The organism is Mesorhizobium sp. M1217 (assembly GCF_040318275.1).
In the GTDB taxonomy this organism is placed as follows: Bacteria; Pseudomonadota; Alphaproteobacteria; order Rhizobiales; family Rhizobiaceae; genus Mesorhizobium.
Genome location: NZ_JAMYMA010000009.1, coordinates 199,336 through 218,483, shown reverse-complemented (window position 1 = coordinate 218,483; position 19,148 = coordinate 199,336). Strand labels below are relative to the sequence as shown.

The window sequence follows — 19,148 nt, the reverse complement described above, 5'->3', positions numbered from 1 at the left end:
AACGATTCGGACATGCACGGGAATTCGGACATGAAAGATCGCCTGCAAGCGCGTAGACTCGCCGACACCTTGGATTAGGGCAGAGCCATGGATAGATTGCGGATCGTCGGCGGGCACAGGCTTGAGGGCGCGGTGACGATCTCCGGCGCCAAGAACGCGGCCTTGCCGCAAATAGCGGCAGCTTTGCTCAGCCCCCACCCGCTGCAGCTGACCAACCTGCCTGAGGTGACCGATGTCGACAACATGCTTGGCGTCGTCGGCCTTCATGGGGCTGAAGTCACCAGATCGGCGCATGCCGCCACAATCGATGCCAGTGCTGCCGTCTCTAGGGAGACAAGCTACGACACAGTCAGGCGCATGCGCGCGACGGTGCTGGTTCTCGGTCCGCTGCTTGCCCGCTTCGGCCATGCCCGGGTCTCGCTGCCTGGCGGATGCGCGATCGGCGCACGGCCGGTCGACATGCATGTCGCCGCGCTTGCGGCACTTGGCGCCGACATTGCCATCGAAAACGGGCTGATCGTCGCGTCTGCGCCGGGCGGACTGAAAGGCGCGCGCATCGTTTTGAGCTCGCCGTCGGTCGGCGCGACCGAAACTGCGATGATGGCGGCGACGACTGCACACGGCGAGACCGAGATCCTCAACGCGGCCCGCGAGCCGGAGGTGGCCGATCTTGCCGCCTGCCTGAACGCCATGGGCGCGCGGATCGAGGGCGCCGGCACGCACCGCATCCTGATCGCGGGCCGCACAGACTGGCGCGCCGCCACGCACGACATCATCCCGGACCGGATAGAGGCCGGCACCTATGCCGTCGCAGCGGCTATCACCGGCGGTCAGCTCGAGCTGACCCACGCGCGGCTCGAGCACATGGCATCCGTCGTCCAGCTGCTCGAAGCAGCCGGTGTGAAAATATGGCCGGGCGACCGCGGGCTGATCGTGTCGAGAGACGGGCCACTCGAGGCGGTCGACGTGACGACGGAGCCCTATCCGGGCTTTCCGACCGATCTTCAGGCGCAGTTCATGGCGTTGATGTGCTGTGCCGAGGGCGCTTCGCTGTTGCGCGAGACGATCTTCGAGAACCGTTTCATGCATGTGCCCGAACTGATGCGGCTCGGCGCCAATATCAAGCTGCAAGGCACCATGGCGCTGGTGCGCGGAGGCGAGAAGCTGAAGGGCGCGCAAGTGATGGCGACCGACCTGCGCGCCTCCGTCTCGCTGGTGCTGGCGGCGCTGGTGTCCGAAGGCGAGACAACGATCAACCGGGTGTACCACCTCGACCGTGGCTATGAGCAGCTGGACCGCAAGCTCCGCCTGTGTGGCGCCCAGATCGAGCGGATAAGTGGATGAGTGCCGGCGCGGTGTCTCCGCATTATTTCCTGGGCGTCGATGGCGGCGGAACCGGCTGCCGGGCGCGTATCGAAGACGAGGCAGGAACTGTGCTCGGGCAAGGCCTGTCGGGCCCGGCGACAACGCGGCTCGGTATAGAGGCGGCCTGGGCCTCGATTGCCAAAGCCTTTGGCGCGGCGATCGAAGAGGCAGGGTTCGCGGCGGTGGAAATCGCCAGGATCCGCGCCGGCATCGGTCTTGCCGGCATCGGCCGCAAGGGTGTGCTCGAGGCGTTTCGTGGCATCGAACATCGCTTTGCGAGCATCGACTTCGTCAGCGACGGCGTCGCGGCTTGCCTTGGCGCTCATTCGGGTCAAGACGGCGCCATCGTCATAGCCGGGACCGGTTCGATCGGGCTCGGCTTTGTCGAAGGGCGCGACCTGCGCGTCGGCGGCTACGGTTTTCCGATTTCCGACGAGGGCAGCGGCGCCGATCTCGGACTAAAGGCAGTGCAGCTTGCCTTGCGTGCCCATGACGGCCGGCATGAGCGGACGGCGCTGCTGACCGAGGTGATGCAGCGCTTCAGGGACGATCCGTTCGAGGCGGTGGCCTGGATGGACCGCGCCAGCGCGACCGACTATGCCGCCTTGGCGCCGATGGTGATCCGCCACGCCGACCAGGGCGATCCGGCCGGACGGCGCATCGTGCAAGGTGCTGCCGAGCAGGTCGACACGTTCGTGCGGGTGCTGTTCGAAAAGGGCGCGCCGCGGGTTACGCTGCTCGGCGGTCTGTCCAGCCCGCTAGAGCCATGGCTCGCTCCCGACGTCCGCCGACGTCTGAAGCCGGCCGATGGCGATGCGGTTTCGGGAGCCATAATCCTGGCTAGGAAATCCCTGTGTCAGCGATAGTGCTCCTGCCTTAAGGAATATTATATTCCTAGAATCCGTTGACACGAGGAATATCGAATTCTAAAAAGTTAACCAAGCAGAAGCAAGTTGCCGGTCGCCGGCTGCGGGCACTGGACGTCGGCTGGCACCGCATCACATTCCTGCTCACAGCAGATTGAAAGCAAGCAAGTGGTCGAACACGGGTTGATGTCGGAGCTGGAGCGATTGGTTTCCGAGGACCGGAATCCGAAGACGATGGACATCGATCTGTTGCCGGCCCTCGAGGTGCTGCGCAAGATCAATGACGAGGACAAAGGCGTTGCGGCAGCCGTCGAGAAGGTCATCCCCGACATTGCTGCGGCCGTGGACCGGATCGTGAGCGCGTTCCAGAAAGGTGCACGCCTTGTCTATATGGGCGCGGGCACGAGCGGCCGGCTTGGCGTCCTCGACGCCTCGGAATGTCCGCCGACCTTCGGCGTGCCCGAGGACATGGTGATGGGCCTGATCGCCGGCGGCGTCGACGCGCTGGTGCACTCCGCGGAAGGCGCGGAGGACGATCCGAAGCAGGGAATAAAGGCGCTGCAGGACATCAAGCTGACCGCCGGCGACGTGGTGGTCGGCATCGCTGTCAGCGGACGCACACCCTATGTCATCGGCGGCTTGACCTATGCCAAGCAGGTGGGAGCCACCACCGTGGCGCTGTCCTGCAATCCGCGATCGACCATTGCCGGAATTGCCGATATTGCCATCTCTCCGGTGGTTGGACCGGAGGTCCTCACCGGCTCGACCCGACTGAAATCGGGAACCGCGCAAAAGCTGGTGCTCAACATGCTGTCGACCGCCAGCATGATCCGCATCGGCAAGAGCTATCAGAACCTGATGGTTGACCTCAATCCAAGCAACAAGAAGCTGATCGCCAGGGCGGTCAGGATCGTGATGCAGACGACCGGCTGCGCGGCGCAGCAGGCACGACAGGCACTCGACCAGACCGGCAATGACGTAAAACTGGCAATCCTGGTGACGATCACCGGCATGGGCGTCGAAGAAGCACGTAAGGCGCTTGCCAATGCGGGAGGTTTCCTGCGCAAGGCGATAGGCGAAAAGACGGTGTAAGACCGCATGGATGCTGGGCCGATGTTCCGGGGCGTGTGTCCCTTTGAAGCGGTCCGGGGAACTGCAAGGCATCAGGTTTAACAATAATGGGAGACGACAATGGTACGGCACATTGGCAAGAAACTGCTTTCCGGGATGACGCTTGCGGCAATGCTGGCCATTGCCGCGGCACCGGTGCAGGCGAGTGCGGCGACGCTGCACATGGCCTGGTCGCAGGACGCCACCGGTCTTGATCCGCACAAGCAGACGGCATTCTCCTCGCTGCGGTTGCTGGAGCTGATCTATGAACCGCTGGTACGGCTCGACGCCAATCTGCAGATCACGCCCGCGATTGCCGACTCCTGGCAGTTCTCGGCGGACGGCAAGGAGCTGAGCTTCAGGCTCAATCCGAAAGCAAAATTCCAGAACGGCGCCGCCGTGACCTCGGCCGACGTCAAGGCATCTTTCGAGCGCATACTCGACGAGAAGACCGGTGCGGCCGCCCGCGCCAACTTTCTCTCGATCGCCAGCATCGACACGCCCGATCCAGCCACCGTCGTGTTCCACCTCTCGCAGCCGGATGTGCCGATCCTGACGGCGATGAGCGACGTCAATGCCGCGATCGTCCCGGCAAGCGAAATCACGGCCGGCTCGATCGGCACGACGACGGTCGGCTCGGGTCCGTTCAAGCTCGAAAAGTGGGATCCTAATTCCAAGGAAGTGCTTGTCGCCAACAAGGATTGGGCGGGCGGCGCGACCGGTGTCGACGGCATCGAGATCAGCGTGCTGCCGGACGAAACGGCGATCCTGGCGGCGATGCGCACCAAGCAGATCGACTTCGCCCTGCTCAACGATCCACTTGTCGCCACGCTGGTGCCCAAGGAGGCCAGCCTGCAGTTGAACCGCGTGCCGGTGCTTGCCTACCACGTGCTGCAGCTCAATCCGTCCCGCAAGCCGATGACCGAACTCAAGGTGCGTCAGGCGATATCCTGCGCCATCGACCGGCAGGAAGTGCTGGACACCGCCTCGCTCGGCGAAGGCAAGGTCACCGGCCCGCTGACCATCCCGGCGCTGGCGACCGATCCGAGCCAGTTGTTCTGCTACAAGCGCGACGTCGAGAAGGCCAAGCAACTGATGACTGAAGCCGGCTATGCCGACGGCTTTTCGGCGACCGTGATCGGCGCCACCGGCGAGCCGCCGACAGCAGCGGCGGAAGCCCAGGTCATCCAGTCGCAGCTCGCCGAAATCGGCGTCAAGCTCGACATCAAAATGATGGAGCTCAACGTCTATGTCGATGCATGGCTGAAGGGCGATTTCGACATGGCCGTCGCGCTGAACGGCGGCAGGGCCGATCCCTACACTATGTATAATCGCTACTGGACCAAGACCGGCAATCTGCAGAAGGTGGCGAACTATATCGACGATACGCTGGACGGCCTGATGCAGAAGGGCCGCACCGAGACCGACCCGGCGGCGCGCAAAGCGATCTTCGCCGACTTCGAGAAGCACATCACTGAGATGTCGCCCTGGATATGGCTCTACACGTCCTACAGCTACACGGCCCAGCAGAAGAATATCGCGGGATTCGAACCGGTGCCGACAGGTTCGCTGTTCAGCCTCGCCAAGGTGACGATCCAGTAGCTGCTTCGATGCCGGACGAGAGGATATTCTTCGCGTGAACTATCTGATGCGGCGACTGGCGACCTTCCCTCTCGTCCTGCTTGGCGTGTCCATCGTGGTGTTCCTGGCAATCCGGATGGTTCCGGGCGATTCGATCACGGCGATGCTGGGAAGCGAAGCCGGCCTGCTGACGCCTCCTCAGCGCGACGCGCTTGCGGCCTATTTCGGCATCGACCAGCCCTGGTTCATCCAGTACTGGCGTTGGCTGCTTGGTCTTTTCCAAGGCAATCTCGGCATTTCGTCCACCTATGGCAGGCCGGTGCTCGGCGTTATTCTCCAACGCTTCCCGCTGACGCTGGAGCTTGCGCTGCTGTCGATGATCATCGCCCTTGTCGTCGGCATGCCGGCCGGGATCTTTGCCGCCACCCACAATGAGAAGCTTTCCGATCTCGGCGTGCGCGTTGTCGCAATGATCGGACAATCGACGCCGAACTTCGTCCTTGCACTGCTGATCATCTACACGCTGTCGGCGGGGTTTGGCGTTTTGCCGGCGATGGGCGAGTTTTCGCCGCTGTGGCGGGATCCGCTGCGCAATCTCAGCCAGCTGTTGCTGCCGGCCGTCACGCTCGGTTTCGCCTTCGCGGCGTCGGTCACCCGTATATCGCGTTCGGCGATGCTCGACGTGCTGAGCGACGATTACGTCAGGACCGCGCGCAGCAAGGGCGTCTCGGCGCGCGGCGTCATCTGGCGGCATGCTTTGCCCAATGCGCTCATCCCGGTCGTGACGCTGAGCGGCATAGAGTTCGGCTATCTCCTGGGCGGGGCAGTCATCGTCGAGCAAATCTATGCACTGCCCGGTCTCGGCCGCATGGTGCTGGATGCCATCCTGCAGCGCGACTACGCGCTGGTGCAGGGAAGCGTGCTGTTTATCGCCTTCAACTTCATGATCGTCAATCTCCTCGTCGACCTCGCCTATGTCGCGCTCGACCCGCGCATTCGGCTAAGCGAACACTGATGGCGACATTGCGGGCTATACTTGCGCACACCAGCGGCCGCATCGGCGGTGCCATCGTTGCGCTTTATCTGCTGCTCGCCGTACTTGGCATGCTGGGGCTGACGCCGCACAATCCGCTGACGCAGCACCGGGTCGAGCGGCTGCATGCGCCTGACAGCACGTACTGGATGGGCACGGATCTGTTCGGCCGCGATGTCGCAAGCCGGCTGATGACCGGGATCGGCCAGTCCTTCCTCGTGGCCTTCTTTTCGGTCGCCTTCGCGACGCTGGCCGGCACCGTGCTCGGGCTGGCGGCAGCCTGGTTCGGGCGCCGCTGGGACGGCCTGGTGATGCGCATCATGGATGTGCTGCTGGCATTCCCGGCGATCCTGCTGGCGCTGCTGATCGTCGCGGTTGCGGGACCGGGAACCTGGACCAGTGTCGTCGCCATTGCCATCGTCTACACGCCGATCTTCACGCGCGTGGTGCGCGGCCCGGCTCTGTCGCTCAAGGCGCGTGAGTTCGTCGACGCGGCCCGCACGTTCGGCAGCAGCTCGAGCTACATCGTGACACGGCATCTGCTGCTCAATCTGGTCGCGCCGTTGACCGTTCAGGTGACGCTGGCGCTGGCCTGGGCACTGCTCACCGAAGCCGGCTTGAGCTTCCTCGGGCTCGGCACGCAGCCGCCCGCCGCGTCGCTCGGCCTGATGCTGAGCGACAGCCGCAACCTGATGGAGACAGCTCCCTGGTTGATGATCTTCCCGGGGGTGGCGATCATGATCAGCATCCTCGGTTTCAACCTGCTCGGCGATGCGTTGCGCGATGTGCTCGACCCGAAGACGCGGAGATCGATCGCATGATCCCGCTGCTGTCCGTCAGCGGTTTGCGCGTCGGCTTCGGCCGAAAGCCGTCAGCCAATGAGGTCGTGCGCGGCGTCAGCTTCGATCTCGCTGACGGCGAAACGCTGGCCATCGTCGGCGAAAGCGGCTCGGGCAAATCGGTGACGGCGCTCTCGATCAATCGCCTTGTCGATTATGGCGGCGGCCGCATCACCGCGGGCTCGATCAAGCTGAAGCGGGCCGACGGCAGCATGTTCGACCTGACCGCCGCGGCCGAGCCGCAGCTGACGAAGATCCGCGGCGGCGAAATCGGCATGATCTTCCAGGAGCCGATGACCTCGCTCAATCCGGTGCTGACCATCGGCAGGCAGATCCAGGAGTCGTTTCGCCTGCATCGCGGCCTGACCGGCCGGCAAGCGACGGCGGCGGCCAAGGACGCGCTCGACCGTGTGCGCATTCCCGACGCAGCACGGCGGCTGAAATACACGCCCAACCAGCTTTCGGGCGGCATGCTGCAGCGGGTGATGATCGCCATGGCGCTCGCCTGCAACCCGCGCCTGCTCATTGCCGACGAGCCAACGACGGCGCTGGATGTTACGGTGCAGGCGCAGATCATGGCGTTGCTCGCCGAGTTGAAGCAGGAAACCGTGATGTCGATGATCTTCATCACCCACGATATCGGCTTGGTTGCAGGTATCGCCGACAAGGTGATGGTGATGCAAAGCGGAGAAGCTGTCGAGCAAGGCGCGCTGAACCAGATATTGGACGATCCGCAGCATCCCTATACGCGGCATCTGCTTCATGCGGTGCCGCATTTCGCCGGCGGCAGTGCGACACGCAAAGACATGCAACGCGAAAAGCAAAAAGCTACCGAGCCGGCGCTGAAGGTCGATGGCCTCGTGGTGCGATTTCCCGTCAAGGGTGGCTTTTTCAGCCGCGCCAGCGGTGCCGTGCATGCGGTGGACGGTGTGGATTTCGACTTGATGCCGGGCGAAACATTGGCCGTCGTCGGCGAGAGCGGTTCCGGAAAATCCACCGCCGCCCGTGCGATTCTGGGGCTGGTGCGCTCGACGCGCGGCACAATCTTGGCCAGCACGCGCAAGGCCGCCGCCGGGCAGAGCGCCCTTCCCGTGCAGATGGTGTTCCAGAATCCCTATGGCTCGCTTAATCCCAGGCTCGCCATCGAAAGCATTCTTGCGGAACCGGTGATCGCCACGGGCGGGCGGATAACTGCTGAGACGCGAGCGAAAATGGCCGCGCTGCTGAACCGCGTCGGCCTGCCGGAAAACAGCCTGCAGCGTTATCCGCACGAATTCTCCGGCGGCCAACGCCAACGGCTGTGCATTGCCCGTGCGCTGATGCTCAATCCCTCCGTTGTCGTCCTCGACGAAGCGGTTTCGGCGCTCGACGTATCGGTGCAGGCCAGAGTGCTGGAGCTTTTGATCGAGCTGCAGAGTGAATTCGGGCTGGCCTATCTGTTCATCTCGCATGACATGGCTGTGGTCGAGCGGATCGCCCATCGCATCGCGGTCATCTATGCCGGCCAGATCGTCGAGATCGGCGATGCCAGATTGGTGCTCTCGGAGCCGAAGCACTCCTATACCAAACAGCTTATCGCGGCCGTTCCCACCATAGACCGGCGGCATGAACGTTTCGAGCTGGACACGCGCCAGGTTCCCTCGCTCGTGCGTCCGCTGGGATTTGAGCCGGGCCCGGCAAAATGGCAGCAGTTCGGGCCGGATCATAGAGTACGGGTGGAAGTGTGATGATTGTCGCCCGAAAGCATGCAGAGGCAGACGGACAGCTCCCTCGCTGCCTTTCAGACGGACGCCGCAATTGATCGATCCCGATCTCTTCTCCCGCGCATTCGCCCCTCTCGAAGCGGCAGTGGCTGCGGCGCGCATTCCGGGCGGCGTGCTCGGCATGGTCGACCGGGACGGCGAACGCATCGTCCGGGCAATCGGCTCAGCCCAAGTCGTGCCGAAGATAAGGCCGATGCATGTCGGGACATGGTTCGATCTGGCATCCCTGACAAAAATCATCTTCACCACACCGCGCATTTTGGCGCTGGCGGAAGAGGGGGTCATCGACCTCGACGCGCCGCTGATTTCGGTCCTGACCGATCTTCGCCAATATGACGAAAAGGCCTGGGAGCGGACGGTGACGTTTCGCCAGTGCCTCGGCCATCAGACACCGTTTCCCGCCGTCGCGCCGATCTACACCTATGGGCGTGACCCCGAGCTGTTGCGCGCCTTTGTCTTGCAGCGCGAGTGGCAGGTCGGGGAGCCGGTCTATTCCGATATCAACTTCATTCTGCTCGGCTTCGTCCTGGAGCGCCTGTCCGGCAAGACCATTCGCGACATGGATCCCGGTCCGGGCTTCGCGTTCTCCGCCGAACCGGGTCAAGCGGCGGCCACAGAAGATTGCACATGGCGCCATCGCGTGCTGTCAGGCGAGGTCCACGACGACAATTGCTCGGCATTGCAAGGGGCCGGTCACGCCGGGCTGTTCGGAACGGCAGCTTCGGTCCTCGACTTTGCGCGAGGGCTGCTGGACGGGACCGGCGCGTCGCAGCGTTCGATAGCGCTGATGCGCACGCCCTTGTCGGCAACCCGCACCCATGGCTGGGAGCGACCCTACGAAGGCTGGTCCGGCGGCCGGCTGTGCAGCCCCGAAACCATCGGGCATACCGGCTTCACCGGCACCGGGCTTTGGGTCGACTTCGACAAAAGCAGAGCGTGGACCTTGCTCACCAACCGGATCCATCCGACACGTCATTTCAACAGCGGGATCGCAGCGCTTCGCCAAGCGGTCGGCGATCTCGTCAACGGAGCCTGACAATCATGAAAAATGGCGAACCAATGTGGGCCGTCGGCTTGATGACCGGCACCGTGCTGGACGGCAATATCGACGTCGCGCTGATCAAGACCGACGGCGAACGGATCGCGGATTTCGGCACCTACACGCTGGCCCCCTACCCGCAGTCGATCCGGACCTTGCTGGAAGAGACGCTTAGGCAGGCAAGGAACTGGAATTTCACCGGGCCGGAACCGGCAATCTTCCACGAGGCAGAGGAGGCGCTGACGCGCGCCCAGTCTGCGGCGGTCAAGGATCTTGTCGAAAGCCACGGCCTGACCATGGCCGACATCGGCGTCGTCGGCTTTCATGGCCAGACCGTGCTGCACCGTGCCCCGCAAGTAGGCCGACTGGGCCAGAGTCGCCAGCTCGGTGATGGCGAGCTGATGCATGCCATCCTGGGCACCAAGGTCGCCTATGACTTCCGCTCGGCCGACATGCGCGCCGGCGGCCAGGGCGCGCCGCTGTCGGCGGCCTATCACGCCGCGCTGCTGCGCGAAGCCGACGCCAGCGGCGACACGGCGGTGCTCAATCTCGGCGGCGTGGCCAACATCACCTGGTGGGACGGCAAGGACAATGTCATCGCTTTCGATACCGGACCCGCCAACGCGCCGCTGAACGACTTCATCAAGTCGAAGGGGCTTGGCGAAATGGACCGCGACGGCGCGCTGGCTCGCGTCGGGACGGTCGATGAGGCACGGTTGGCCAAGCTCCTGCAGCACCCGTACTTGACCAAGCCATACCCGAAATCGCTGGACCGTTTCGATTTCGGCGCCTCGATGGCGGAAGGGATGAATGCCGAGGATGGCGCTGCCCTGCTGACGGCCTTCACCGCGGCCGCGGTCGGCAAGGCGCTCGATCTTCTGCCGCGCCGGCCGAAGCGGCTGGTGGTCAGCGGTGGCGGTCGCCACAACCCAACGATCATGGCCATGCTTGCCAGCCGCGCCGGCGTCGAAGCCGTGCCGGCGGAGGCGCTTGGCTGGAAGGGCGACGCGGTGGAGGCGGAGTGTTTTGCCTTCCTGGCTGTGCGCGTGCTTAGGGGCTTGCCGATCAGCTTCCCCAGCACGACCGGCGTGCCACAGCCGATGTGCGGCGGACGCCTTGCCGGCTAGTTAAGCCACCAATTTCTTCTGCAGGAAGATACGGCTTCGGCCAATGGGAAAGTCGGCGAGCGCACCGAACGGTCGATAACCTTGGCGCTCATAGGCCTTGACGGCCTTGGGATTGAACGTGTCGATCCAGGCGCCGTGACAGCCGCGCGCCATCGCCTCCCTCTCGGCTGCCTCGAGCATCCGGCCGGCCATGCGCTGGCCGCGCAGCTTTTCATCGACCCAGAGCCATTGCACATAGAGCCAGCCCCAGGCGGTGTATCCCGAGATGCCGGCGACAATCGCGCCGTGCTCATCGCGCACGAACACGGCCAATGTCTTCCTGCCGGAGGCGCCGACATCGCTGTCGTTGAACGCCGCAAGCCGCTCTCCAAGAAAAGCCAGCTCGTGCGGCAAGGGATTGGCGGTTGTCTCAAGCGTTGTATTGTCCATCCAACGAGCATCTATCGAAGGACCGGGCCGAGACGCAAGCCTTGCTGCGCTATAGCTTCGGCGAACGCCACGCCGCTGCCGCAGCAGCGATCAGCATGAGCAAGGCTGCAACCACCGCCGATGCCGCAAACCCGAACGTGGAATAAAGCGGCCCGAACGCCGTGGTGCCGACGAACACCGCGAGATAGGTCACCGCGCTGTTCAAACCCATGATCGTGCCGCGGCGCGCAGGGTCGAGCGCCGATAGGCGCATCACCAGGACGTTCAGCCCGAAATGATTGGCAAGGCCCCAGACGGCTATCATCGCTATGGTCAGGCCGAAGCTGCCACTTGCCGCAGCAATCGCGACATAGACGAGCGCGACGAGCAGATAGGCAAACGGCATGACCCGCCGCGCGCCCAGACGATCGATGACGCCGTCAAGAAGTGCCGCCGTGCCAAAGCCGGCGCCATAGGCGAGCGCGGCCAGCCCGTTGGCACTGACCGGCCGTCCCAGGCCGTTGTGAAGGTGATCGCCGAGATAGCCATAGACGCCATAAAACGCCGTCATGAAGGCGGCGCAGGCGACCAGAAGCGGCACTATGCCGGGAACACCCAAGGCGCCCAGCGGCGTCGGTGCCGGACCGCTCTTCCTGACGTCGCTGAGCAACGTCAACGTGAGGCTGGCCAATGCGAGTGTTGCGAGCACCGCGACCGCCGCGAACACGGCGCGCCAATGCACCAGGTCGGCAAGTACGGCCGACAGCGAAACGCCGGCGACCATGCTCAGCGTCCAGCCGGTCAGCACGACGCCGATGGTCCCGCTTTCACGACCGGGCGGCGCAATCGCGGCGGAGCTGGCATAGATTGCCGGCATGGCGACACCCGCAGCAATGCCGGCGAGAAGCTGGGCCGCGACCAGCGCCGTCACCGTCGGCGCCGCAGCGCTGGCGACGAGCGCTATTGCCAGCAGCAGCAACGCTCCCTGCAGCATGCGGCGGGCGCCGAGCCGGTCGATGTAGCGCGCCAGGAACAAGGCGCTTGCCGACGTACCGAGCCCGAACGCGGCGGACGCGATCATGACCGCCGGCACGCTTGTGCCGAACGACGCGGCCACCGCCGGTGCAATCGGACCGAGCACAAGCGAGTTCGAGCCGATCACGGCAATGCACCCGGTCAGCAGGTAAGCGAGTGCCGGGATTGGCGGCTTGGGGGCCGCTGCGAATGTGGCGACTTGATCACTGTTCGACATATGGCAATAATGGCCGTATTAAATTCTGCATCAATCGGGAATTTTAATATGGATGAAGAAACAGATGGCATTCCGCAGAACAGGCCTGCCGCCCGCGATATCGATGCAATCGACCGAAAAATATTAGGCGTCCTGGTCGACGACGCGACGATCAGCTATGCCGAGCTCGGCGACCGCGTCGGCCTTTCGCCGCCGGCAGTCCATGAACGCGTCAAGCGCCTGCGGCGGAGTGGCGCCATCCGCAACACCGCGGCCATCATCGATCCCAAGGCGGTACACAAGCCGCTGCTCGCCTTCGTCCATATCGATACCAAGGGGTGGGGAAAGACGCCGGAGCTGATGGCGATTTCCGAACATCCCGAAGTCGAGGAGATCCATTCGGTGGCCGGCGACACATGCATGCTGATCAAGGTCCGCACCGAGGACACGCGGGCGCTCGAAGGCCTGCTGTCGCGCCTCTACGAAACACCCGGCGTCACCTCGACGCGAAGTTACGTGGTGCTATCGACCTATCTGGAGCGGCCAGTGCAGCCGGGGATTACGACGGAGTGGCCGACGCCCCGGCACATGGCCAAGCCGCTCTATTAACTCAAACGATCCTCACGCGTATCCAAAGTCGAACCGGGAACGTCCTAGAGACTGCATCCTGTGGTTATCCATCGGGCCGTTTCGTTTTCGTCGGTTCTTGGGTCTCACGGGACGCCTGTGCGCAACCGGAGATATGCGATGAGAAAATTGATAGTGGGCAGCTTCATTTCGCTGGACGGCGTCATCGAAGCGCCAATGGAATGGGCCTCGCCCTTCTTCGACGAGGAGATGAAGGAGCACTCCTATGAAAAGGCCGGCGAGGCCGATTTTTTCCTGCTCGGCCGCATCACCTATGAAATGTTTTCGGCGCGCTGGCCGCAGGTCAAAGGCAGCAAGTACATGGACCGCATGAACGGACTGAAGAAGCTCGTTGCGTCGCGCAGCCTCAAGGAGGTGAGCTGGAACGCATCGCTGATCGAAGGCGACGTCGCTGCCGAAATTGCCAGGATCAAGCAACAGGCCGGCGGCAACATACTGAAGTATGGAGTGAGCAATCTCGACCAGACGCTGCTCGCCAACAGGCTTGTCGACGAGTATCAACTCTCGATCGTGCCGACCCGCGTCGGGCATGGCAAACGCGCTTTCCAGGATGTCGACCCATCCCTGGTCAAGCTGGAGCTTATAGATACGCACCGTTTCAAGAACGGCGTCATTACGCTGACCTATGTCCCGCTGTGATCCGCCGCCGAATTGAATGCCCATGAAGATGCAGCCAAGACTTGACCCGACCGGGCTTTTCGACGTCCGCTACGCCGGCTTCCTGGAGACAGTCGCGCATTTGCGTGGGCGGCTGCACCGCTACTGTGCACGCATGACCGGTTCGACGCTCGACGCCGAAGACGTGATGCAAGAGGCGCTGTTCGAGGCCTATCGGAAGATCGAGAAGCTGGACGATGCGAGTGCTCTTCGCCCCTGGCTGTTTCGCATTGCACATAATCGCTGCATCGATTTCCTGCGAAGCCGGCAGGTGCGTCAGCATGCGGAGGCCAATTTCGTCGAAGACGAGATCATCCTGCCGGTCGAGCCGGTGGGCAACGGCGCGGATCGCGCGATCGAACGGCTGGTTATCCACCTGCCGCCCAAGGAACGCGCCTGCGTCCTGCTCAAGGATGTCTTCGACTATTCGCTGGAAGAGATCGCCGATCTCGTCGGCTCGACCGTGGGTGGCGTCAAGGCCGCGTTGAGCCGTGGCCGCTCCAAATTGGCCGCCTTGTCAGGCGAGCCAATCGTCCGTTCGGAGCCCCAGCGCGATCCGGAACTTCTGGAATTGCTCAGCCGCTATGTCGAACTGTTCAATCGCCGCGACTGGGACGGGGTACGGGCGCTGACCAGCGCGGATGCCCAATTGCAAGTCGCGGATTGCTTCAAGGGAAGGCTATCGGAATCACCTTACTTCGTTGAATACGAAAGAGCCTCGACGACCTGGAAAATGGCGATTGGCATAATCGATAGCGAGGCGGTGCTGCTCGTGCTTCACCATGGCGAAGACGGTTGGAAGCCGGCCCATCCGGTTCGGATCGAAGCCGCTGGCGGGATCATAAATCGCGTCACCGATTACTATGCCTGCCCCTGGATCATGCCGGCCGCTGGTGCGGTGGTCGTTTCCGGGCCGGCCTAACCGGCAGCAGGACTTGCAAGTGTCCGGCATCGACCTCAATGAAATGGGATCGATGCCGGACGGGGCATAGGCGCTTACTGAAGTTTCGCCTGCAAGGCGTTGACGTCATCCGTCGTCATTTCGCCGTCGGTCGTCACCTTGCCGTCGACGATCTTCCAGAGCCGGAACGGGCCGGTGATGTCGCCATACTTATCGAAGGCGACCGGACCGATGACGCCTTCGTAGCGGATCGGCTTGCCCTCCTTGATCAGGCCGAGCGCCTTGGCGAACTCGTCCTTGCCGGCATAGATCGGCGTGCCGGCCGGGTCGACCGCCTTGTACATCGCGTCCTTGATCTTGGCCGGATCCTCAGAGCCGGCAATGGCGATGGCCAAGCCGACGATGGCGCCGGCATCATAGGATCGATCGGCCGCCGGGTTCGAGGGTTCGATGCCCGAAAATTCCTTGTAGTTTTTGGTGAAATACTCGGTCGATGCGGTCGGGCTGGTGCCGGAGGAAGTGCCGTACGCATCCTTCAGGTAATCCGCGCCAACGGATTCGATGAAGTCCGGGCTGTTCATGCCGTCATTGAGCAGGAACTTCTGGACACCGCCCTGCGAAATCCAGGTGCGGGCGATGGTCGCGCCGTCGACAGGCGTGCTGACGAGATAAAGCCCGTCCGGTTCGCCGGCCATCGCCGCGGTCACTTCCGAGGCATAGCTCGACTGCTTTTCATTGTAGGGCGTGTCGGAGACGATGGTGCCGCCGAGCGCCTTATAGGCGCGTGAGAATTCCGCCACCATGTTAACGCCGAAGTCGTTGTTGACGTGGATGACCGACAGCTTCTTGAAACCCTTGTCGATGGCGTATTTGGCGGCAGCGACACCCTGCAGCGCATCAGATGTGATGGTGCGGAAGAAGATGCCGTTGGTCTTGCCGTCGCGCCCAAGCGCCGTCAGCGTCGGCGACGAGGAAGCAGGCGACACCTGGACGATCTTGGCCGGAGCGGTGACCGAGGTCAGGATCGGGATCGACACCGAGGAAATGATGCCGCCGATGATCACCGGCACCTTCTTGACCTGCACGAGTTGTGTCGCGGCATCGACCGCGATGTTGCCTTGGCTCTGGCTGTCGCGGGTGTCGGTTGCTAGGTCGCAGCCGCGCACGCCGCCCGCCTCGTTGATATCGCGGAAGGCCATTTCGACCGATTTTGCGCCGGCCTGGCCGTATTCGCCGGCGGGACCGGTCAGTTCCATGACGAGGCCGACCGTGATCTTGCAATCCGCGGCCTGCGCTGCACCGGCCGCTGTCACCAGAGCCAGCGCAGTGGTGATCTGAAGTATGGTCTTTTTCATTGTTGTTCCCCTTTCGTTACACGACTCTCATTGACGCCTTGAACCTGTTCAGTCTTCCGGCATCTGCAGCCAGGTTTCATGCAGATGTCGCCATTCGACGCCGTTGGGCGCCGATGAGCTGGTGGTGAAGACCGCACTCGAGCGGCGGCGGCTGTGCTTGCCCCCGCGCTGCTGTGCTTCGATGTAACAGACGACGATCGTGTCGTCTGACTGCCAGCCGGCCCGGATATCCTCGATCGAGATACTGAAATCGCCATCAGAGGTGGCGCGGCTTGCCCTGACATGGTCGAGCACCGCGTCACGATCGAGGACCTGACCGTCCGGCGCAACCATGCAGAAGCCTTCGCCCATGACGCGTTCGAAGCGGCTGAAATCTGCATTGTCCGCACTCGCCGCATTGAACCAGTCGACGAAGAAGCGGTGGAGATCGACCACTTCGGCACTGGCGCGGGAAAGCAAGGAGGGCTTCTCGTCCATGGCCGCGCTCATTTCCTGCCTGCATTCAAATTGTAATGCATGATCGAGCCGTGGCGGCCGTGACGGTCGCGTTCCAATGTGTAGACGTCGCCCAGCGGCCCACGGCTTTGCGCGATCACGGCAGCGATCCTCGCCCGGTCGTCGGCATCGAGCGCGATGTCCATGATTCTGGCATTGGCAAGGGCGTGCGCCTGGTTGCGGGCGCCGACGATGACGGCCGCCACTTGCGGCTGCTCCAGCACCCAGGCGCTGGCGATGGTGGCGATGTCGACGCCGTGGTGGTCGGCGACGGCCTTCAGTGTGCGAAGCAACTCCTGGAAAAGCTCCCAACCGCCAAAGTCGTCGATGATCAGCTTGTATTTGACCAGCGACCGGTTTTCGAGTGGCGTTTGAGGCTCGGCAACGCCTAGCCATTTTTCGCTGAGGAAGCCGCCCGCCACCGAACCGTAGCAGAGGAAACTGACGCCGTGCTGGCTGGCGAGCGCCGCAAGGCTGTTGGCCGGCCGCTGGTCGAGTACCGAGTATTGCAGCTGTTGGCTGACCAGCGGCACGCCGGCGGCCAGGATCTCGGCCAGCCGCGGCGTGTCGAAATTGGTGGTGCCGATGTTGCGCACCTTGCCTCGGAGACGCAGGTCGTTGAGCCAGCCCATCGCATCGACGTAGCCCGGCAGCGCATAGTCCCACCAATGGAACTGAACGAGATCGAGCCGCTCGGTCTTCAGCCGCCGCAGCGACTGGTCGACGATGCTGCTGATGTAGTCGCGGCTGATGCTGGAAAGCCTTTCGAGGTCAGGCACCAGCTTGGTGTGCACCTTCATCTTGGCGGCGGCGTCGAGGCCGCGCTCATTGGCAAGCCGCAGGCGCGCGGCACCGATCAGTTCCTCGACGCCGGTATAGATGTCGGCACAGTCATAGGTCCCGATGCCGGCGTCGAACGTGGCGATCAGGTCGGTTACCGCCTGTTGGCGGTCGATCGCGCCGTGCCCGCCGGCAAGCTGCCAGCCGCCACGAATGACGCGCGAGATCGTGTAGCCGGGGCTGAGCTCGAACGCCTTGGCGGTCATCTCTGGTCAGTCTCCTTGGGCAGCGGCACAGCCGTGGTTTCTGAATGACTGAACCACCGCTTGCCGGTCCTGACGATCCTGAGCCGGCTGGCGCAATTGGGATCTGGACAGGCGATCTCGGCATCCGAAGTCATCCAGTCGTTCCTGTGGGTCGGGCGTTGCTTTGCGGCCAGAAGCGGCAACACTGCCGCAATGGAATAGATCGAGAAGCCCTGCCCCGTCGGCATCGACAGCATCTCGCCCTTCAACTCGAAATAGTCGCCGGCCTTGGCACCGCAATAGATCGGCTTGCCCTCGGGGACGACCGCCTCGACGCGAAGGTCGAAGAGTTCGAAACTGTCGTCGGCCATTCAGATCTCCACCCGGGTGAAGGTGATGTCACAGGCGCCGTTGCGGCGGATCGCGCCACAGGCGGCAGCGAATTGATCGCGCTCTTCGGGACGCACCTGCGCGACGACGCTTCCGGCAAGCCAGCCGATCGGGAACAGCAAGCGCGCGCCCGGTCCATAAAACAAGCCGATGTCGAAGATGGCATTCGGGTTGCCGCCCCACATGCGCGGCGGCACGTAGGACAACACGATGTCACCCGGCTGCGGCGTTAGCGTTGCGTTCTCCGCCGGCAAGGGCCTGGCATAGGTTTGGCCCTCAAGTTCGGCTGATGGAACCGGGCAGGAGATTTCCGGCCCGGTCCACATCGCATGGATGCCGGCAACGACGCGCGGCTGCTCGAGATAGGCCAGCAGGAAGGCGGCGTTGTCGGGCGCCTTTTCAGGCAACAGCAGCGCGGTCACGGAAAGCTTCGAGCGTGGCTCGGTGATCCTGATGCCAGGCGTCGTCATGCCCTCAATCCTTCTTTGCTTGCGGATTGGAGCTTGTCGCGCAGGAAGGCGAAGGGCCGGCTGATGTCCGCCACCAGCGCCTCGCGCGCTGCCTGGGCATCCTGCCTGGAAAGCGCTGCGACGATACGACGATGGTAGTGGGCGGTATCGACTTCACCGGCATCGGAAAATGCGTAAATGGCCACGCGAATGCACGGCCCGGATTGCAGCCACAGGCTCTCGATCATCGGGATCAGCACGGCGGAGCCACAGCATCGGTAGATCTCGAAGTGGAAGCTCTGGTTGAGCGTCGCCTCGCGGTCGATATCCTTCTTGTGCTTCAGCGCCCGCATCTCGTCCCATTGGCCCAGCATGGCTTCGACCGTGGCTATCTGGCGCGAATTCATGCGTGTAGCGGCAAGTGCTATCGCTTCGCCCTCTATGAGGGAGCGGGCGCGCAAGAGGTCGTCGATACGCTCCAGCGTGATAGGCGGCACGCGCACCGAGCGGTTGGGAAGCGCCTCCAGCGCCTTCTCGGTGATCAACCGCCCGAGCGCCTCACGCACCGGCATGGTACTGGTGATCAGCGCGTCGGCGAGGCCACGGATGGTCAGCACCTGACTCGGCTCAAAAAGGCCGCCGATCAAGGCACGGCGCAGCTCCGAATAGACGCGATCCTGCACGGTTTCGCGGCCGACCGGCGTAAGCTGGGCTGCGATCGTTTCGTTATTCCGTTCGATGGCGGCCTTCTGCATGGCGTTCCCGGTGGCCATTCGGCCCGTTTTCGGCTTGCGGAAGAAATTAAAGCCGAATAGCGTGATCAAAGCAAGTGTGATCACAAATCATAGGCGGCGAAGATCGCTTTC

20 protein-coding genes are annotated in these 19,148 nt (G+C 63.3%); 12 read left to right on the top strand and 8 right to left on the bottom strand.

The window, feature by feature from the left end:
- Positions 1-87 precede the first annotated feature (87 nt).
- From murA to NKH37_RS17665, 9 genes are all read left to right on the top strand, one after another.
- Positions 88-1,344: a UDP-N-acetylglucosamine 1-carboxyvinyltransferase gene (murA, locus tag NKH37_RS17705; protein WP_352493949.1), complete on the top strand. Its 1,257-nt coding sequence runs from the start codon at positions 88-90 to the stop codon at positions 1,342-1,344.
- Positions 1,341-2,231, top strand: coding sequence for a glucosamine kinase nucleotide-binding domain-containing protein (locus NKH37_RS17700; protein WP_352493948.1), 891 nt, complete (start codon positions 1,341-1,343; stop codon positions 2,229-2,231). Before murA ends, NKH37_RS17700 begins: the two co-directional genes overlap by 4 nt.
- Before the next feature lie 186 nt (positions 2,232-2,417).
- Complete coding sequence (gene murQ / locus NKH37_RS17695) at positions 2,418-3,323, top strand: N-acetylmuramic acid 6-phosphate etherase (RefSeq protein ID WP_502895874.1); 906 nt, start codon at positions 2,418-2,420, stop codon at positions 3,321-3,323.
- A 99-nt stretch (positions 3,324-3,422) separates the two neighbouring features.
- Positions 3,423-4,943, top strand: coding sequence for an ABC transporter substrate-binding protein (locus NKH37_RS17690; protein ID WP_352493947.1), 1,521 nt, complete (start codon positions 3,423-3,425; stop codon positions 4,941-4,943).
- Positions 4,944-4,977: 34 nt separating this feature from the next.
- The gene (locus NKH37_RS17685; RefSeq protein ID WP_352855262.1) at positions 4,978-5,937 is read left to right on the top strand and encodes an ABC transporter permease; all 960 of its coding nucleotides are present in this window, start codon (positions 4,978-4,980) and stop codon (positions 5,935-5,937) included.
- Positions 5,937-6,776: an ABC transporter permease gene (locus tag NKH37_RS17680; protein WP_352482737.1), complete on the top strand. Its 840-nt coding sequence runs from the start codon at positions 5,937-5,939 to the stop codon at positions 6,774-6,776. Before NKH37_RS17685 ends, NKH37_RS17680 begins: the two co-directional genes overlap by 1 nt.
- Positions 6,773-8,521 (top strand): ABC transporter ATP-binding protein, encoded by a 1,749-nt coding sequence (locus tag NKH37_RS17675; RefSeq protein WP_353004993.1) that lies wholly within the window; start codon positions 6,773-6,775, stop codon positions 8,519-8,521. Before NKH37_RS17680 ends, NKH37_RS17675 begins: the two co-directional genes overlap by 4 nt.
- Before the next feature lie 70 nt (positions 8,522-8,591).
- Entirely contained in the window at positions 8,592-9,593 is a 1,002-nt protein-coding gene (locus NKH37_RS17670; RefSeq protein ID WP_352482740.1) for a serine hydrolase domain-containing protein, read from the top strand.
- 5 nt (positions 9,594-9,598) lie between these two features.
- Entirely contained in the window at positions 9,599-10,723 is a 1,125-nt protein-coding gene (locus NKH37_RS17665) for an anhydro-N-acetylmuramic acid kinase (protein ID WP_352482741.1), read from the top strand.
- On the opposite strand, the gene NKH37_RS17660 is transcribed toward NKH37_RS17665, so the two are convergent.
- Both NKH37_RS17660 and NKH37_RS17655 read right to left on the bottom strand, forming a co-directional pair.
- Positions 10,724-11,152 (bottom strand): GNAT family N-acetyltransferase, encoded by a 429-nt coding sequence (locus NKH37_RS17660; protein WP_352855263.1) that lies wholly within the window; start codon positions 11,150-11,152, stop codon positions 10,724-10,726. It abuts the gene before it with no gap.
- Between the two features lie 49 nt (positions 11,153-11,201).
- Positions 11,202-12,383: an MFS transporter gene (locus NKH37_RS17655; protein WP_023716690.1), complete on the bottom strand. Its 1,182-nt coding sequence runs from the start codon at positions 12,381-12,383 to the stop codon at positions 11,202-11,204.
- Positions 12,384-12,431: 48 nt separating this feature from the next.
- On the opposite strand from NKH37_RS17655, the gene NKH37_RS17650 reads away from it, so the two are divergent.
- The 3 genes from NKH37_RS17650 (at position 12,432) to NKH37_RS17640 (ending at position 14,589) form a co-directional block, all read left to right on the top strand.
- Positions 12,432-12,971, top strand: coding sequence for an Lrp/AsnC family transcriptional regulator (locus NKH37_RS17650; RefSeq protein WP_352482745.1), 540 nt, complete (start codon positions 12,432-12,434; stop codon positions 12,969-12,971).
- Positions 12,972-13,109: 138 nt separating this feature from the next.
- Positions 13,110-13,649: a dihydrofolate reductase family protein gene (locus NKH37_RS17645; RefSeq protein ID WP_023716688.1), complete on the top strand. Its 540-nt coding sequence runs from the start codon at positions 13,110-13,112 to the stop codon at positions 13,647-13,649.
- A gap of 22 nt (positions 13,650-13,671) precedes the next feature.
- Positions 13,672-14,589, top strand: a complete 918-nt coding sequence (locus tag NKH37_RS17640; protein ID WP_352482747.1) for a sigma-70 family RNA polymerase sigma factor — start codon at positions 13,672-13,674, stop codon at positions 14,587-14,589.
- A gap of 74 nt (positions 14,590-14,663) precedes the next feature.
- Here the strand turns inward: NKH37_RS17640 and NKH37_RS17635 are convergent, their stop codons facing one another.
- From NKH37_RS17635 to NKH37_RS17610, 6 genes are read right to left on the bottom strand one after another with little or no spacing between them, the layout of a single operon-like run.
- Positions 14,664-15,923: an ABC transporter substrate-binding protein gene (locus NKH37_RS17635; RefSeq protein WP_023716687.1), complete on the bottom strand. Its 1,260-nt coding sequence runs from the start codon at positions 15,921-15,923 to the stop codon at positions 14,664-14,666.
- A 48-nt stretch (positions 15,924-15,971) separates the two neighbouring features.
- Positions 15,972-16,400, bottom strand: coding sequence for a DUF4440 domain-containing protein (locus NKH37_RS17630; protein WP_023716686.1), 429 nt, complete (start codon positions 16,398-16,400; stop codon positions 15,972-15,974).
- A gap of 8 nt (positions 16,401-16,408) precedes the next feature.
- On the bottom strand, positions 16,409-17,464 hold the full coding sequence (locus NKH37_RS17625) for an aldo/keto reductase (protein WP_352482750.1): 1,056 nt from the start codon (positions 17,462-17,464) through the stop codon (positions 16,409-16,411).
- Positions 17,461-17,814, bottom strand: coding sequence for a TIGR04076 family protein (locus NKH37_RS17620; protein WP_352482752.1), 354 nt, complete (start codon positions 17,812-17,814; stop codon positions 17,461-17,463). The genes NKH37_RS17625 and NKH37_RS17620 overlap by 4 nt, the downstream gene beginning before the upstream one ends.
- Positions 17,815-18,303: a DUF3830 family protein gene (locus NKH37_RS17615; protein ID WP_352482754.1), complete on the bottom strand. Its 489-nt coding sequence runs from the start codon at positions 18,301-18,303 to the stop codon at positions 17,815-17,817.
- The gene (locus NKH37_RS17610) at positions 18,300-19,037 is read right to left on the bottom strand and encodes a GntR family transcriptional regulator (protein ID WP_353041252.1); all 738 of its coding nucleotides are present in this window, start codon (positions 19,035-19,037) and stop codon (positions 18,300-18,302) included. Before NKH37_RS17610 ends, NKH37_RS17615 begins: the two co-directional genes overlap by 4 nt.
- Positions 19,038-19,148: the final 111 nt, after the last annotated feature.

Coding starts and splice junctions, on each gene's coding strand:
- NKH37_RS17635 (WP_023716687.1), bottom strand. CDS start 15,923: ATGAAAAAGACCATACTTCAGATCACCACTGCGCTGGCTCTGGTGACA.
- NKH37_RS17625 (WP_352482750.1), bottom strand. CDS start 17,464: ATGACCGCCAAGGCGTTCGAGCTCAGCCCCGGCTACACGATCTCGCGC.
- NKH37_RS17640 (WP_352482747.1), top strand. CDS start 13,672: ATGAAGATGCAGCCAAGACTTGACCCGACCGGGCTTTTCGACGTCCGC.
- NKH37_RS17630 (WP_023716686.1), bottom strand. CDS start 16,400: ATGGACGAGAAGCCCTCCTTGCTTTCCCGCGCCAGTGCCGAAGTGGTC.
- NKH37_RS17650 (WP_352482745.1), top strand. CDS start 12,432: ATGGATGAAGAAACAGATGGCATTCCGCAGAACAGGCCTGCCGCCCGC.
- NKH37_RS17620 (WP_352482752.1), bottom strand. CDS start 17,814: ATGGCCGACGACAGTTTCGAACTCTTCGACCTTCGCGTCGAGGCGGTC.
- murQ (WP_502895874.1), top strand. CDS start 2,418: ATGTCGGAGCTGGAGCGATTGGTTTCCGAGGACCGGAATCCGAAGACG.
- NKH37_RS17675 (WP_353004993.1), top strand. CDS start 6,773: ATGATCCCGCTGCTGTCCGTCAGCGGTTTGCGCGTCGGCTTCGGCCGA.
- NKH37_RS17680 (WP_352482737.1), top strand. CDS start 5,937: ATGGCGACATTGCGGGCTATACTTGCGCACACCAGCGGCCGCATCGGC.
- NKH37_RS17660 (WP_352855263.1), bottom strand. CDS start 11,152: ATGGACAATACAACGCTTGAGACAACCGCCAATCCCTTGCCGCACGAG.
- NKH37_RS17645 (WP_023716688.1), top strand. CDS start 13,110: ATGAGAAAATTGATAGTGGGCAGCTTCATTTCGCTGGACGGCGTCATC.
- NKH37_RS17690 (WP_352493947.1), top strand. CDS start 3,423: ATGGTACGGCACATTGGCAAGAAACTGCTTTCCGGGATGACGCTTGCG.
- murA (WP_352493949.1), top strand. CDS start 88: ATGGATAGATTGCGGATCGTCGGCGGGCACAGGCTTGAGGGCGCGGTG.
- NKH37_RS17665 (WP_352482741.1), top strand. CDS start 9,599: ATGAAAAATGGCGAACCAATGTGGGCCGTCGGCTTGATGACCGGCACC.
- NKH37_RS17700 (WP_352493948.1), top strand. CDS start 1,341: ATGAGTGCCGGCGCGGTGTCTCCGCATTATTTCCTGGGCGTCGATGGC.
- NKH37_RS17610 (WP_353041252.1), bottom strand. CDS start 19,037: ATGCAGAAGGCCGCCATCGAACGGAATAACGAAACGATCGCAGCCCAG.
- NKH37_RS17655 (WP_023716690.1), bottom strand. CDS start 12,383: ATGTCGAACAGTGATCAAGTCGCCACATTCGCAGCGGCCCCCAAGCCG.
- NKH37_RS17615 (WP_352482754.1), bottom strand. CDS start 18,303: ATGACGACGCCTGGCATCAGGATCACCGAGCCACGCTCGAAGCTTTCC.